Origin of the sequence: Marilutibacter penaei, assembly GCF_014145395.1 — a bacterium.
Classification (GTDB): Bacteria; Pseudomonadota; Gammaproteobacteria; order Xanthomonadales; family Xanthomonadaceae; genus Marilutibacter; species Marilutibacter penaei.
The window spans coordinates 134,875-147,655 of the sequence record NZ_JACHTE010000008.1; the positions used below are offsets into that span (position 1 = coordinate 134,875).

Consider the following 12,781-nt stretch of genomic DNA (forward strand, 5'->3'; position numbering starts at 1 on the left):
GTGCGCATCAGGTGATGTCCGCCAGCGAATCCGGCTCTTCGTAGCGCGCAGGCCGTGGGTTGAGATGCCCGCAGGCCGCACAGGTACGACGTTCTATGGAGCGATAGAAGCGGTCGAACACCGGCGGGAAATCCTGTTCGATGTCGCGCAGGTGGAAATACTCCTCGAACAGCAGGTGGTTGCACTGTTCGCAGTACCAGAGCAGTCCATCGTCCTCGTGCGACAGGCGCCTGCGCTCGACCACCAGGCCGACCGAACCGGCCATTCGCTGCGGGGAGTGCGGCACCCGTGGCGGAAGCAGGAAGATCTCGCCGGCGCGGATCGGGATGTCGCGCACCCGGCCGTCCTCCTGGATGCGCAGCACCATCTCGCCTTCGAGCTGGTAGAACCATTCGGGACCTTCATCCCAGTGGTAGTCGGTCCGCTGGTTGGGACCGCCCACCACCATCACGATGAAGTCGCCGTCGTAGACGCACTTGTTCCCGACCGGAGGCTTCAGCATCTCCCGGTGTTCGTCGATCCAGGCCTGGAAATTGATCGGGTTCGGCAGCATCAGGCGACTCCGGGGGCATGCGTGGGCGGGACGTGGGCCACGCACTTGAGTTCGATCGCGATGGGCGTCGGCAAGGCATCGATGCCCAGGGTCGTGCGGCAGGGCGCGACCTCGGGATCGGGGAAATACTGCGCCCAGATGGCGTTGTAGGTCGTGAAGTCACGCGCGATATCGGTCAGGTAGACGGTCACGTCGACCAGGTCCTCCCAGCGGGCACCGCTGGCGTCGAGCACGGCACGTACGTTGGCGAAGACCGCGTGGCACTGGCGCTCGATGTCGTAGGCGACCAGTCGTCCGTTCCCGTCGGTCACGTTGCCGGGTACCGCGTTCGTGGCGGCGTCACGCGGTCCGATGCCGGACAGGAACACCAGCTCGCCCACGCGCCGGGCATGGGGGTATCGTCCCACCGCCGCGGGCGCGGTGCCGGCGTGGACCGCGTCGTTCATCGCGGGGAGTCCCCCCCGGCTTCGCCCACCCGTGCCACGGCCCCTGAGTAGGCGTCCGCCAGCGCCGCCTCTCCCGGGATATCGATGCGCAGGTCGTTCACCCGGCCGTTCTTCAGGCTGTACACCCAGCCATGCACCGTCAGCGCCTGGCCGCGGCTCCACGCCTCCCGCACGATATTGGTCTGGCAGACATTCCGCACCTGGTCGATCACGTTCAGCTCGCACAGCCGGTCGTGGCGCTCGTGCTCGGCCGCCGCACCGATGCACTCGCCATGCTTCTCCGCGACGTCCGCGACGTGGCGGATCCAGTTGTCCGCCAGGCCGACCCGGGTGCCGTGCAGCGCGGCATGCACGCCACCGCAACCATAGTGGCCGACCACGAGGATGTGCTCGACCTTCAGCACATCGACCGCGAACTGGATCACCGAGAGGCAGTTCAGGTCGGTATGGACGACGACGTTGGCGATATTGCGATGGACGAACACTTCGCCCGGTGCCATGTCGACCACCTGGTTGGCGGGAACGCGGGAGTCCGAGCACCCGATCCAGAGATAGCGGGGCGCCTGCTGCCCCGAGAGGCGTTCGAAGAAGCCCGGGTCTTCGGCATTGATGCGATCGGCCCATTGCCGGTTGCGTTCGAGGAGGTCGTGGAGTCGGTTCATCGGTATTCCGCGGCGGGAGTGGAGGAGGGAATTCGGGTGCAGGGGCACGTGCACGGGTGGAGGACCGCCGGCGTCATGGGTGCATCGCCAGAGATAGCCCGACGTTGCGGGGACGGGTGAAGAACCGCATGGCCTCCATGCCTCCCTCGCTGCCCAGCCCGGACGCGCCCATGCCCCCGAAAGGGGTGCGCAGGTCACGCATCAGCCAGGTATTGACCCAGACCATGCCGGTGCGCAGGCCGTCGGCCAGGCGATGCGCACGGTCGAGGTCGCGGGTCCATATCGAGGCCGCCAGGCCGTACTCGCTGGCATTCGCCAGCGACAACGCTTCGGCTTCGTCGTCGAATGCCTGCAGCGTGACGACCGGGCCAAAGATCTCTTCCCGGTTGGTCGCGCTGTCCGGTCCCAGGCCCTCGATCACCGTGGGAGGCACGAACCAGCCCGGGCGTTCGAGTGCGTGTCCACCGCAAAGCACGGTGCCACCTTCGTCGCGTGCCCGCTGGATCGCAGCCGTCACCTTGTCGAAATGCGCCTGGGACACCAGCGGACCGATCTGGACATCGTCATCGATGGGGTCGCCCACCCTCATCGCCAGCGCGCCCTGCACGAAGGCTTCGCGGAACGCCTCGTGGATGCTGCGCTCCACCAGCAGGCGCGACCCGCACAGGCAGATCTGCCCGCTGTTCTGGAACGCGGACCGGAGCAGCGTGTCCAGTGCGTCCTGCCAGCGGCTGTCGGCGAACACGAGGGTGGGGTTCTTGCCGCCCAGCTCCAGCGAGACCTTCTTCAGCAGCGGTCCGGCAAGCCCGGCAACACGTCGTCCGGCCGCCGTGCTTCCGGTGAACGAGACGGCTTCGATACCCGGGTGGACCACCAGCGCCTCGCCTGCATCGGCGCCTTCGCCATGCAGGATATTGAGCACCCCGTCGGGCAAGCCGGCTTCACTGGCCAGTTCGGCGAAGAGCGTCGCCGTGACCGGCGTCACCTCCGAAGGCTTGGCAACGACGGTGTTGCCGGCCGCCAGCGCGGGCGCGATCTTCCAGGTCAACAGATACAGCGGGAGGTTCCATGGCGAAATGGCCGCGACCACGCCCAGCGGCGGACGCAGGGTGTAGTTCAGGCCCGCTTCGCCGTGGTGGGACTCGCTGGCGAACTGGGTCGCGGCGTGGGCGAAGAACCGCAGGTTCCTGACGGCCCGGGGTACTTCCACGTCCCGCGCGAGCGCCAGCGGCTTGCCGGCATCGCGTGCCTCTGCCCGCGCGAACGTGTCCAGGCGCCGCTCCAGGGCCGCCGCCAACCGCTCCAGGTGTCCGGCCCGCGCCGAGGCAGGCAAACGGGACCACGCAGGAAAGGCGTCGCTGGCGGCGGCTACCGCGCGGTCGGCATCCACCGCGCCGCCCGCTGCCACCTCGCCGCAACGCGCCCCGGTCGCCGGATTGGCGATGTCCAGCCATCGGCCTGTCGCGGGCTCGGTGGGGCGGCCATTGATCCAGTGGCTCAAGCGCATCGGACAAGCTTAACGCGACGCGAGGGGAGGCGAGCGCGTCATCGCCCGGGTGGAATCGCCTGCAGGTCCTGGTACTCGATGCCGATGCGATCGTCGGTCACGCGCGCGATCCGTGCCGCAACGACGGTCGCCGGGGTATCGAGCCCACTGTAGAAGAACAGTCGCACGACCTGCTCCACGTCGAGCCCGCACCCCGGCGGCGGTGCGATGCCGCAGCCGCCTTCGGAGAGGTCCAGGACCTCGGCGAACCAGGCGCGCTCGCCGTGCACGACCATCACCCGGTCACTGAAGGGCTGGCGGCCGGCGGTGCGACGATCGTCTGGAAGGGAGTCCGTCATGGCATGCAATCCTCACAGCGAACGGGTGCGTCCACCGTCCACCGGCAGGTTGATGCCGGTGATGTAGGCGGCGGCGGGGGAGCACAGGAAGGCGATCGCCGCCGCGGTCTCCCCGGGCTGGGCGAAGCGGCGCATCGGGATCGCATCGAACATGCCGGCCTTGATGTCCTCCCGGTCGCGGCCGGTCCGGGCTGCCGCGGCATCGATGATCTGCTCGATCCGCGGCGTCTGGGTGGACCCGGGCAGGACATTGTTGACGGTGATGCCCAGCGGGGCGACTTCGGTGGCCAGTGTCTTGGCCCAGCCCGCCACTGCCCACCGTGTCGAATTTGACACGCCCAAGCCGTTCAGGGGCTCTTTCACGGAGGTCGAGATCACGTTGACGATGCGGCCGTAGCCGGCGGCCTCCATGCCGGGCAGGACGGCATCGGCGAGCACATGGCATGCGACCAGGTGCTGGCGCCATGCGGCCTCGAATGCGGCGACATCGGCGCCGCGGATCGGGCCGGGCGGCGGTCCGCCACTGTTGTTGACCAGGATGTGGACCGGACGCTCGGCGACAAGGGCGTCGACTGCGCTGCGCAGCGCGTCGGTGTCGGCGGCATCCAGCGCGAGCCACGCATGGTGTTGCGATGGGTCGACGGTGGGCAGCGAAGCGGCGGCGTCCTGCAATGCGTCGGCCCGCCGGGCCATCAGGGTGACACTCGCCCCCAGTCCGGCCAGCTCCCGCGCCGCGGCGAGTCCGATGCCCTGGCTGCCGCCACTGACGAGGGCGTGTCGATGCTTCAGGTCCAGATCCACGCGCGTCCTCCCGGTGTGGGTTGGTCAGTGTCGCGAAGGCAGCTGCTGCACCATCAGTGCCTTCAGCCCCTCGTCGTCGCCCGCATGGGGCGGCACGAGCTCTTCCATCAGGAAACCGCGTGCCTCCGCGTCATCCTCGTCGAGGCCGTCGAACTCGACGAACTCGGCATCCAGCAGGGCGGCACGCGCGGTGTCCTCGCTATCGTAGGGCAGTGTGTTGCCGTCGCTGTCGAAGACTTCGGCCGTGCCGGCCTCGCGCACCCGCAGGCGCGCCCAGATCACGGTCCGGCCGAGCGTCGCCACCCACCATTGCGTATGGCCTTCGGTGCTCATCCCGTCACCTCCGCCAGCAGCCAGAGCAGGCCGGCCATGCCGAGGCCGCCGATGATCGTCAACAGCGCCACCCGCGCCGGCGTGGCGAGGCCATCGAGGTTGCGGTCACCGGTCGAGCGGTAGCCACCCGACAGCAGCCATCCCAGCGCAGCGGGGTTCAGGAACGCACCGGCACCGAAGCCCTGCATGACCGCCGGGTGGCGGTCGCGCAGGTGCACGAGGGTCAGCGGCCAGAAGATCAGCAGGGCAGTGAAGCCCGCGATGGCGACGCCAACGAAGCAGAGGGCGAAGAACAGGATCATCGTGTGCGCAGTCGCCTCCGGTCAGAACTCGGCCTGGCCCGGCGCGCGCGGGTAGGGGATCGCATCGCGGATGTTGGCCAGTCCGCACACGTACACGACCAGGCGCTCGAAGCCCAGCCCGAACCCCGCATGCGGCACGGTGCCGTAGCGGCGGAAGTCGCGGTACCAGCCGTAGTGCTCGGGGTCGAGGCCAAACTGCGCCATGCGCGCGTCCAGCACGTCGAGTCGTTCCTCGCGCTGGCTGCCGCCGATGATCTCGCCGATGCCCGGGGCCAGCACGTCCATCGCGGCCACGGTCTTCCCGTCGTCGTTGAGTCGCATGTAGAACGCCTTGATGTGCTCGGGGTAGTTGGTCACCACCACCGGGCGGCCGACGTGCTGCTCGGTCAGCCAGCGCTCGTGCTCGGTCTGCAGGTCCAGGCCCCACTCGACCGGGAACTCGAACTTCTGCCCCGACTTCTGCAGCAGCGCGACCGCGTCGGTGTAGTCGATGCGCTCGAACGGCGCGTTGACGAAGGCTTCGAGCCGGGTGACCGCGTCCTTCTGAACGCGCTCGGCGATGAAGGCCATGTCGTCGGCACGCTCGTCCAGCACCGCGCGGAACAGGTACTTGAGGAAATCCTCGGCGACGCGCGCGTCCTCGGCCAGGTCGGCGAAGGCGATCTCCGGCTCGACCATCCAGAACTCGGCCAGGTGGCGGGTCGTGTTGCTGTTCTCGGCGCGGAAGGTCGGGCCGAAGGTATAGACCTTGCTCAGCGCCAGGCAGTAGCCCTCGACGTTGAGCTGGCCGGACACCGTCAGGAAGGCCTCCTTGCCGAAGAAGTCGCGGCTGAAGTCGACGTTCCCCGCCTTGTCGCGCGGCAGGTTCGCCATGTCCAGCGTCGACACGCGGAACATCTGCCCGGCGCCTTCGGCGTCGGACGTGGTCACGATCGGCGTGCTGATCCAGTAGTAGCCATTCTGGTGGAAGTACCGGTGCACGGCCTGCGCCAGGCAATGGCGGATGCGGGTCACCGCGCCGAACAGGTTGGTGCGCGGGCGCAGGTGCGCGACCTCCCGAAGGAACTCGAGCGAATGCGGCTTGGGCTGGATCGGGTAGGTTTCCGGGTCATCCACCCAGCCGACCACCTCGATCTCGCGTGCCTGGATCTCGAAGCCCTGGCCCTTGCCCTGCGACGCGACCAGTTCGCCGCGGGCCACGACGGCACAACCGGCGCTGAGGTGCTTGACCTCGGTGTCGTAGTTCGGGAGCTCGGCGGTCGCAACGACCTGGATCGGCGCGAAGCAGGAGCCGTCGCTGACATTGACGAAGCTCAGCCCGGCCTTGGAGTCGCGCCGGGTCCGCACCCAGCCGCGGACGGTGACCTCGCCGCCGGCCGGCACCTTGCCCGCGAGCGCCTGTTCAACGCTGATGATCGTCATGGGACACGCACCGCCATGGCTTGATTCCTGCCCGTTCCGGACCGATATGGGGAAGCACCGCAGTTTAGCGGGTGTGCATCGCCGCCGGCGACACCCCCGCTATAATCGATCCGTCCGAGTGGAGTCACCGATGGCCGTCACGCTTGCCCCCGCCGCCCTTGCCCGCGTCCAGCGATTCCTCGCCAGCGACGGCTCGGCGCTGGGCCTGCGTTTCGGCGTGACCCGCACGGGGTGTTCGGGCTGGCAGCATTTTGCCGACCTGGCGCACGACCAGCGCGAGGGCGACACCGTCTTCGAGCAGGACGGCGTACGGATCTTCGTCGACGCCGCCAGCCTGCCGATCGTCGACGGCACCCGCATCGAGGTCGAGAAGCAGCGCCTCGGCGAGCAGTTCGTGTTCCACAACCCCAACGCCGCCGATGCCTGCGGCTGCGGGGAGAGCTTCACGACCGAGCTGCTGCCCCAGCTCTGAGGCGGGCGGCTCGGGGTCAGCCCCTCCTGAACGCGCGAATCCGGCCGTATTGCAAGCGGATTGCACGCCAGCCCCCGATGCTGCGATAATTGCCGGCTCCCTTGGCCCGCTGGCCGGGGAGACCCTTGCTCCACCGCGCCGGTCGCACGTCGGCTGCGCGTCGGGGGGCTGATCCGGCCGGGCGACCGCACGGCCATCATCCACAAGGAAAACACCATGCGTCATTACGAAGTCGTGTTCCTGGTCCATCCGGACCAGAGCGAGCAGGTCCCGGCCATGATCGAGCGCTACAAGTCGCTGATCGAAGCCGGCGAGGGGACGATCCACCGCCTGGAAGACTGGGGCCGCCGCCAGTTGGCCTATCCGATCCAGAACCTGGTGAAGGCCCACTACGTGCTGCTCAACATCGAATGCTCCCAGGCCGCCCTGAACGAGCTGGTCGATGGTTTCCGTTTCAACGACGCCGTGCTGCGCCACCTGGTCATGAAGCGCGACGAGGCCGACACCGAGCAGTCGCTGATCATGAAGTTCAAGGACGAGAAGGGCGACAAGCCGGAGCGTTCCGAGCGCCGTCGCCGCGATGACGACAGCAGCAACGACGACAGCGAAAGCAAGGACGCGGAGAAGTCCGATACGTCCGACGACAACGCTGAAACCGCCTGATCACGCCCTCTAGGAGCAGCGCACCATGTCCAAGTTCTTTCGCCGCCGCAAGTTCTGCAAGTTCACCGCCGAGGGCGTGAAGGAGATCGATTACAAGGATCTCAACACCCTCCGCCAGTACCTCACCGAGACCGGCAAGATCGTTCCGAGCCGCGTCACGGGCACCAAGTCGAAGTACCAGCGCCAGCTGGCCACCGCCGTCAAGCGCGCGCGGTTCCTGGCCCTGATCCCGTATACCGACAACCACAACGCCTGAGGGTCGACGCCGGCCCGGCAGATGGCCCCGTGGCCTCCTGCCGGCCGCCGCCCCCCGCGTCTCGTCTTCGGACAGCCCCTGCTGCGGGACCATGCCCGCTAACGAATACGGAGCAACACCATGCAACTGATCCTCCTGCAGAACGTGCAGAACCTCGGCCGACTGGGTGACAAGGTCACCGTGAAGCCGGGCTACGGCCGCAATTTCCTGGTCCCCCAGGGCAAGGCCGTGCCGGCGACCGAGGCCAACCTGGCCGAGTTCGAGGCGCGCCGCGCTGAATACGAAGCCAAGGCGCAGGCCGTCCTCGAGGGCGCCCAGTCCCGCCAGGCCAAGCTGGACGGCGCCGTCGTCAGCATCAAGGCCAATGCCGCCACCGAGGGCAAGCTGTACGGCTCGATCACCAACCGCGACATCGCCGAGGCGCTGACCCAGCAGATCGGCACCCCGGTCGAGAAGTCCGAGGTCGTGATGGGCGAAGGCTCGATCCGCCACATCGGCGAGTACGACGTGGTCGTGCACCTGCACGCCGATATCGACGTCGCGGTCAAGGTTGTCGTGGAGCCGGAAGCGATCGGCTGATCGCCGCCCCCGGTGTCCACCCGACAGGCGCCTCCGGGCGCCTGTTCTGTTTGGAACGCGGCATCTCGCCGGCAGGAGATCTCACCCTGTAAGACCCGTGGGTGCTATCCCGGGGGTGTCAGGCAAGGTTATCCACACCTGTCCACCTGTTACCCACAGGGTTGTCTGCAACCGCCTGCCGTCCCGCAGGGCTAGGATGCCCCACCTGCCATCCCGTGCGTCGCTCCCGTCGACGCCACCCTGCCTGGAGTGGACCCGCCACATGAATGCACGCCCCGGTTTCCGCAATGAGTCGCGTGGAGAAGGGCGCGGCGACAGGGGCCTGGATGCACGCGTCGACCAGCTGCGCGTCCCGCCACAGTCGATCGAAGCCGAACAGTCGGTCCTCGGCGGCCTGATGCTGGCGCCGGATGCCTACGATCGCGTCATCGACCACATCACGGAGAGCGACTTCTACCGGCGCGACCACCAGCTGATCTTCCGCGCCATTAATGAGCTGGCGAAGAAAGGCAAGCCCTACGATGCCGTGACGCTGGGCGAGTGGTTCGATTCCATGGGCATGGGCGAGCAGGTCGCCGGCGGGGCCTATCTGATCGAACTCGCCAGCACCACGCCTTCCGCCGCCAACATCCGTGCCTACGCCGAGATCGTCCGGGACAAGGCGATCCTGCGCCAGTTGATCGATGTCGGCACCGGCATCGTCAACGACGGCTACCAGCCCGATGGACGCGACAGCAGCGAGATCCTCGACGAGGCCGAGCGGCAGGTGCTGGCCATCGCGCAAGCCAACAGCAGCGGCAAGGACGATTTCACCAGCGTCCACCAGGCCCTGACCGCCGCGTTCGACGAACTGCAGACGCGCTATGCCAATGGCGGCGGCATTACCGGGCTGCCGACCGGCTACACCGAATTCGACGAACTCACCGCTGGACTGCAGAAGACCGACCTGGTGATCCTGGCCGCGCGCCCGGCGATGGGCAAGACCACCCTGGCACTGAACATGGCCGAGTACGCCGCGTTCCGCAGCAAGCTGCCGGTGGCGGTGTTCTCGATGGAAATGTCGGCCAGCCAGCTGGCGATGCGCCTGATCTCCTCGGTGGGCCGCGTCAACGCCCAGCGCCTGCGGACGGGCCAGCTCGAGGACGAAGACTGGAGCCGGGTCACCAGCGCGATCCGCCAGCTGCGCGAGGTCAAGATCTTCATCGACGACGAGCCCGGCCTGTCGCCGACCAAGCTCGCCGCCAAGGCACGCCGCCTCAAGCGCGAGCACGGCCTGGGCCTGATCGTCATCGACTACCTGCAGCTGATGTCGGTGCCCGGGAACAGCGAGAACCGCGCCACCGAGATCTCCGAGATCTCGCGCTCGCTGAAGGGCCTTGCAAAGGAACTCGAAGTACCGGTCATCGCGCTCTCGCAGCTGAACCGCTCGCTGGAGACGCGGACCGACAAGCGCCCGGTGATGGCCGACCTGCGCGAGTCGGGCGCCATCGAGCAGGACGCCGACATGATCGTCTTCATCTACCGCGACGAGTACTACAACAAGGAAAACTCGCCGGACAAGGGCCTCGCCGAAGTCATCATCGGCAAGCAGCGAAGCGGCCCGACGGGTTCGGTGAAGCTGAAGTTCTTCGGCGAGTACACCCGTTTCGACAACCTCGCTCACGACTCGATCGGCAGCTTCGAGTGACCCGGCGCGGTACCGCCTGACGTAGCATAGGCGGCGATGCGATCCCCGTTGCCACCGGACCTCGAGACGCCCGCCGCGGAGACGATGTCCCGTGCGCTGGAGGATCGTCCGACGCGCATCCGCGTCGACCTCGACGCGCTTTCCCACAACCTCGACCGCATCCGCCGGCATGTCGGCGTGCCGGTCATGGGCATCGTCAAGGCCAATGGCTATGGGCATGGCCTGCTGCGGACCGCGCTTCACCTGCAGGCGCAGGGTATCGAACAACTGGGCGTGGCCTTCGTGGAGGAGGGTGTCGCGCTGCGGCGAGCCGGCATCACGGTGCCGATCCTGGTGCTGGGCGGCATCTTCGGCGACCAAGTCACCCAGTTCCTCGCCCACGACCTCGAGATCACCGTGTCGTCGGTGGACAAGCTCGGGCAGGTCGAGGCGACCGCGGCGGCCATGGGCCGTCCGGCCACGGTGCACCTCAAGATCGACACCGGAATGGAGCGCATTGGCGTGCACAGTTACTCCGCCGGCCCGTTCATCGAGGCTGCGGTGGCGTCCCGCTGGTGCCGGATCAAGGGCGTCTACTCCCACCTGGCGTGTGCGGACGACCCCGATTCGCCGATGACGACGCTGCAGCTGGAGCGCTTCCTCGACGCCTGTCGGCACTTCGAACGCCTGGGCGCGCCGATGCCCATCCGCCACATCGCCAACTCCGGTGGCGTCCTGCATTTCCGCGATACCTGGCTGGACATGGTGCGCCCCGGAATCCTGATGTACGGCGTGCGGCCGGACGTGACCGCGCTCGCGACGGTGGACGTCCGGCCCGCCATGTCGCTCCTGTCCAAGGTGATCTATTTCAAGGTGGTCAAAGCCGGCAATCCCGTCAGCTATGGCGCGACCTGGGCACCCGAGTACGACACGCGCGTGGTCACGATCCCCATCGGCTATGGCGACGGGTACCCGCGCGCACTTTCCTCACGGGGTGAAGTGCTGGTGCGGGGCCGGCGATTCCCGATCGTCGGGCGCGTCTGCATGGACCAGCTCATGGTCGACATCGGCGGGTACAGCGCCTGGAATGAAGACGAGGCGGTGCTGGTCGGCACCCAGGGGGCGGAACGGATCAGCATGGAAGCGTTGGCCGCACGCGCGGGCATGATTCCCTACGAGCTGCTGGTCGGCCTTACCGATCGCATTCCGCGTACCTACGTCGGCGGTCGATCGCGTTCTTGACCCCACGTTGGCAGGCACGGCTCCAGACTGCCGGCTCCTCCTTTCCGGAAACACGATGAATCCCTCCTCGAGACCGCCTGTCGCCGTGGTGTGGTTCCGTAACGACCTGAGGCTGGCGGACAATCCCGCGCTCGCGGCCGCGGTGGACGCGGGCTATGCCGTCGTACCGGTGTATGTCCACGCCCCCGAGGAAGAAGGTGCCGGCGCCCCCGGCGCAGCCTCCGATGCGTGGCGCACCCGGTCCCTGCAACAGCTGGCCGGGAGCCTGGCACGGCGAGGAACCCCGTTGCGCATCTTCAAGGGCCCCGCGCTGGCCACGTTGAGGGCCGTGGTGGCGTCCACGGGGGCCAGCGCGATGTTCTGGAATCGGCGTTACGAGCCCGCGGTCGAGGCGCGGGATGCAAGGGTCAAACTGGCGCTGCGTGAGGACGGGCTCACGGTACGCAGTTTCAACGGCAGCCTGATGGTCGAACCCTGGAGCGTCGAGACCGGGCAGGGCACGCCTTATCGCGTCTTTACCCCTTATTGGCGATCGGCCCGGCCTCGGTGGCGCGAGCGTGAGCCGTGGCATGTGCCGGACCGCCTGCTCGCCTGCGACGAGGGCCCCTCGGGCATTCCCGTCGCGGCGCTCGGACTGCAACCCTCGCCCCGCTGGGACCGTACGTTCTGGGATGCATGGAATCCCGGCGAGGCAGGGGCCCACGAAGCCCTCGAGATCTTCCTCGAGGGGACACTGGATGGCTATGCCGACGGCCGCGACCGCCCGGCGCAGACGTCGACCTCCCGGCTCTCGCCCCACCTGCATTTCGGCGAGATCGCACCGTGGCGCATCCATGCTGCGGTGCATGCCGCCCGCTCGACGGCGCGCGAGCGTCACGTCGATACCTTCGCGAAGGAACTTGGATGGCGCGAGTTCGCCCACCACCTGTTGCACCACTTCCCAGAAACCGTGTCGGCCAACTTCAATAAGCGTTTCGACGGCTTCCCCTGGCAGACACCCTCGTCGGAACAGTGGCGGCGCGTCGAGGAGGGACGCACCGGCATCCCCCTCGTCGATGCCGGACTTCGTGAGCTCTGGCACACCGGCTGGATGCACAATCGCGTGCGGATGGTCGTGGGCAGCTGCCTGACGAAGCATCTGCGCTGGCACTGGCAACACGGGGCGCGCTGGTTCTGGGACACGCTCGTCGACGCAGACCTCGCCAACAATACGCTCGGATGGCAGTGGGTCGCGGGGACCGGCGCCGATGCCGCACCGTATTTCCGGATTTTCAACCCTGCGACACAAGCCGCGCGTTTCGATCCCGACGGCATCTACATCGCCCGCTGGGTCCCCGAACTGGCGGGCATTCCGGCCAAGGCACGTTTCGCTCCGTGGCAGCATCCCGACCTGCTGGACGAGCGATCCCGGACGTACCCGGCGCCGCTGGTGTCCTTGGCGGAAGGCAGGGAAGCCGCACTGGCCGCACTCGCAGCAAGCGCCCGCCGGAACCGCCCGTCCCGAAGCTGAACAGGGTGCATGGCCGTCACCCCTCGAAG

16 protein-coding genes are annotated in these 12,781 nt (G+C 67.7%); 7 read left to right on the forward strand and 9 right to left on the reverse strand.

Going from position 1 to position 12,781, the window contains the following annotated elements:
• Positions 1-7 precede the first annotated feature (7 nt).
• The 9 genes from H4F99_RS12180 to asnS form a co-directional block, all read right to left on the reverse strand.
• Positions 8-553 carry a 3-hydroxyanthranilate 3,4-dioxygenase gene (locus H4F99_RS12180; RefSeq protein ID WP_182670013.1) on the reverse strand — a complete coding sequence of 182 codons (546 nt, stop codon included), beginning with the start codon at positions 551-553 and terminating at the stop codon, positions 8-10.
• Complete coding sequence (locus H4F99_RS12185) at positions 553-999, reverse strand: RidA family protein (protein ID WP_182670014.1); 447 nt, start codon at positions 997-999, stop codon at positions 553-555. The genes H4F99_RS12180 and H4F99_RS12185 overlap by 1 nt, the downstream gene beginning before the upstream one ends.
• On the reverse strand, positions 996-1,661 hold the full coding sequence (gene can / locus H4F99_RS12190) for a carbonate dehydratase (RefSeq protein ID WP_182670015.1): 666 nt from the start codon (positions 1,659-1,661) through the stop codon (positions 996-998). Before can ends, H4F99_RS12185 begins: the two co-directional genes overlap by 4 nt.
• Positions 1,662-1,734: 73 nt before the next feature.
• Positions 1,735-3,168, reverse strand: a complete 1,434-nt coding sequence (locus H4F99_RS12195) for an aldehyde dehydrogenase (protein ID WP_182670016.1) — start codon at positions 3,166-3,168, stop codon at positions 1,735-1,737.
• A 38-nt stretch (positions 3,169-3,206) separates the two neighbouring features.
• The gene (locus tag H4F99_RS12200) at positions 3,207-3,506 is read right to left on the reverse strand and encodes a PilZ domain-containing protein (protein WP_182670017.1); all 300 of its coding nucleotides are present in this window, start codon (positions 3,504-3,506) and stop codon (positions 3,207-3,209) included.
• A gap of 12 nt (positions 3,507-3,518) precedes the next feature.
• Complete coding sequence (locus H4F99_RS12205) at positions 3,519-4,307, reverse strand: SDR family oxidoreductase (RefSeq protein ID WP_182670018.1); 789 nt, start codon at positions 4,305-4,307, stop codon at positions 3,519-3,521.
• A gap of 24 nt (positions 4,308-4,331) precedes the next feature.
• On the reverse strand, positions 4,332-4,640 hold the full coding sequence (locus tag H4F99_RS12210) for a hypothetical protein (RefSeq protein ID WP_182670019.1): 309 nt from the start codon (positions 4,638-4,640) through the stop codon (positions 4,332-4,334).
• A complete protein-coding gene (locus tag H4F99_RS12215; RefSeq protein ID WP_182670020.1) occupies positions 4,637-4,942 on the reverse strand; it encodes a hypothetical protein in 306 nt (101 codons plus the stop codon). Before H4F99_RS12215 ends, H4F99_RS12210 begins: the two co-directional genes overlap by 4 nt.
• 21 nt (positions 4,943-4,963) lie before the next feature.
• On the reverse strand, positions 4,964-6,364 hold the full coding sequence (gene asnS / locus H4F99_RS12220) for an asparagine--tRNA ligase (RefSeq protein ID WP_182670021.1): 1,401 nt from the start codon (positions 6,362-6,364) through the stop codon (positions 4,964-4,966).
• A gap of 130 nt (positions 6,365-6,494) precedes the next feature.
• Here asnS and H4F99_RS12225 point away from each other — a divergent pair, with 130 nt between their 5' ends.
• The 7 genes from H4F99_RS12225 (at position 6,495) to H4F99_RS12255 (ending at position 12,752) form a co-directional block, all read left to right on the forward strand.
• Positions 6,495-6,836: a HesB/IscA family protein gene (locus H4F99_RS12225; RefSeq protein ID WP_182670022.1), complete on the forward strand. Its 342-nt coding sequence runs from the start codon at positions 6,495-6,497 to the stop codon at positions 6,834-6,836.
• Between the two features lie 216 nt (positions 6,837-7,052).
• Positions 7,053-7,499, forward strand: coding sequence for a 30S ribosomal protein S6 (gene rpsF, locus H4F99_RS12230; protein ID WP_182670023.1), 447 nt, complete (start codon positions 7,053-7,055; stop codon positions 7,497-7,499).
• Positions 7,500-7,524: 25 nt separating this feature from the next.
• Positions 7,525-7,755 (forward strand): 30S ribosomal protein S18, encoded by a 231-nt coding sequence (gene rpsR, locus H4F99_RS12235; protein ID WP_031372470.1) that lies wholly within the window; start codon positions 7,525-7,527, stop codon positions 7,753-7,755.
• A 120-nt stretch (positions 7,756-7,875) separates the two neighbouring features.
• Complete coding sequence (rplI, locus tag H4F99_RS12240; protein WP_182670024.1) at positions 7,876-8,334, forward strand: 50S ribosomal protein L9; 459 nt, start codon at positions 7,876-7,878, stop codon at positions 8,332-8,334.
• A gap of 262 nt (positions 8,335-8,596) precedes the next feature.
• A complete protein-coding gene (locus tag H4F99_RS12245) occupies positions 8,597-10,021 on the forward strand; it encodes a replicative DNA helicase (protein ID WP_182670025.1) in 1,425 nt (474 codons plus the stop codon).
• A gap of 36 nt (positions 10,022-10,057) precedes the next feature.
• Positions 10,058-11,242 (forward strand): alanine racemase, encoded by a 1,185-nt coding sequence (gene alr / locus H4F99_RS12250; RefSeq protein WP_182670026.1) that lies wholly within the window; start codon positions 10,058-10,060, stop codon positions 11,240-11,242.
• A gap of 55 nt (positions 11,243-11,297) precedes the next feature.
• Complete coding sequence (locus H4F99_RS12255; RefSeq protein ID WP_182670027.1) at positions 11,298-12,752, forward strand: cryptochrome/photolyase family protein; 1,455 nt, start codon at positions 11,298-11,300, stop codon at positions 12,750-12,752.
• Positions 12,753-12,781: the final 29 nt, after the last annotated feature.

Bases quoted from the DNA above. Each gene is read 5' to 3' on its own strand.
- H4F99_RS12180 (WP_182670013.1), bottom strand. From the start codon at position 553: ATGCTGCCGAACCCGATCAATTTCCAGGCCTGGATCGACGAACACCGG.
- H4F99_RS12185 (WP_182670014.1), bottom strand. From the start codon at position 999: ATGAACGACGCGGTCCACGCCGGCACCGCGCCCGCGGCGGTGGGACGA.
- can (WP_182670015.1), bottom strand. From the start codon at position 1,661: ATGAACCGACTCCACGACCTCCTCGAACGCAACCGGCAATGGGCCGAT.
- H4F99_RS12195 (WP_182670016.1), bottom strand. From the start codon at position 3,168: ATGCGCTTGAGCCACTGGATCAATGGCCGCCCCACCGAGCCCGCGACA.
- H4F99_RS12200 (WP_182670017.1), bottom strand. From the start codon at position 3,506: ATGACGGACTCCCTTCCAGACGATCGTCGCACCGCCGGCCGCCAGCCC.
- H4F99_RS12210 (WP_182670019.1), bottom strand. From the start codon at position 4,640: ATGAGCACCGAAGGCCATACGCAATGGTGGGTGGCGACGCTCGGCCGG.
- H4F99_RS12215 (WP_182670020.1), bottom strand. From the start codon at position 4,942: ATGATCCTGTTCTTCGCCCTCTGCTTCGTTGGCGTCGCCATCGCGGGC.
- asnS (WP_182670021.1), bottom strand. From the start codon at position 6,364: ATGACGATCATCAGCGTTGAACAGGCGCTCGCGGGCAAGGTGCCGGCC.
- H4F99_RS12225 (WP_182670022.1), top strand. From the start codon at position 6,495: ATGGCCGTCACGCTTGCCCCCGCCGCCCTTGCCCGCGTCCAGCGATTC.
- rpsF (WP_182670023.1), top strand. From the start codon at position 7,053: ATGCGTCATTACGAAGTCGTGTTCCTGGTCCATCCGGACCAGAGCGAG.
- rpsR (WP_031372470.1), top strand. From the start codon at position 7,525: ATGTCCAAGTTCTTTCGCCGCCGCAAGTTCTGCAAGTTCACCGCCGAG.
- rplI (WP_182670024.1), top strand. From the start codon at position 7,876: ATGCAACTGATCCTCCTGCAGAACGTGCAGAACCTCGGCCGACTGGGT.
- H4F99_RS12245 (WP_182670025.1), top strand. From the start codon at position 8,597: ATGAATGCACGCCCCGGTTTCCGCAATGAGTCGCGTGGAGAAGGGCGC.
- alr (WP_182670026.1), top strand. From the start codon at position 10,058: ATGCGATCCCCGTTGCCACCGGACCTCGAGACGCCCGCCGCGGAGACG.
- H4F99_RS12255 (WP_182670027.1), top strand. From the start codon at position 11,298: ATGAATCCCTCCTCGAGACCGCCTGTCGCCGTGGTGTGGTTCCGTAAC.